The sequence below is a fragment of the Synechococcus sp. R6-5 genome, assembly GCF_047461775.1.
GTDB lineage: Bacteria > Cyanobacteriota > Cyanobacteriia > Thermostichales > Thermostichaceae > Thermostichus.
In genome coordinates this window covers 1-593 of record NZ_JANSHV010000364.1, presented here as the reverse complement: position 1 = coordinate 593, position 593 = coordinate 1, and the positions used below count along the sequence as shown (strand labels likewise).

Here is a 593-nt window from a genome sequence, read left to right as displayed (position 1 = left end):
GGGAGTAAGCCGCGCGGCCTGAATGTGCGTTCAGCCAGATCGCCCCGTGCGCGGTAGACCATTATGACGCTGCGCGATGTATCCGGCGCGACTGCCTGAATGGCGTCCCATCCCCACCCCAGACCGTCGATGTTGTGCTGCGGCGCTTTCAGATGGATGATCTTCGCCGAACGGATCAGATGGCGCAACGCCTTGTACTGCTCAATCGCCTGCCTGGTTTCTGCCATCTGCGCTTCGTTCCATTCCGTGACGCGCTGCATCAGGATGAGTGGTCCGCCGAAGATCGAACTGCGCAGCGTGTAGCGCGAAGGATCGTCCTGCATATAGCGCACGCTGTAGCGCGGCGAAAATGGATAGGAAGCGCCATAGACTCCCTGTCGCGTCGCGTAGGACGATGTGTTGTCCACCGTGATGCTCGTATGGTACAGTCGCGCCATTTTGTACGTCATCATACAACCGCCATCCTCACAATTTTCGAGCACCAGATGTGGACGGGCGCGGCGGAGCGACTCGATCACGATATCCAGCCCATACTGGGAGTTGGCATAGTTGCTGTCACCCGGCGCATGCGTATGATCGCTCCGCTCGCACCG

The 593-nt window shown here is 59.5% G+C and carries 1 protein-coding gene; it reads right to left on the bottom strand.

All coding sequences use genetic code 11. The features are described from left to right. Positions 1-452 (bottom strand): hypothetical protein (locus NW818_RS13755; protein WP_414424873.1); only part of this gene is annotated, 452 nt, incomplete at its 3' end. Positions 453-593: the final 141 nt, after the last annotated feature.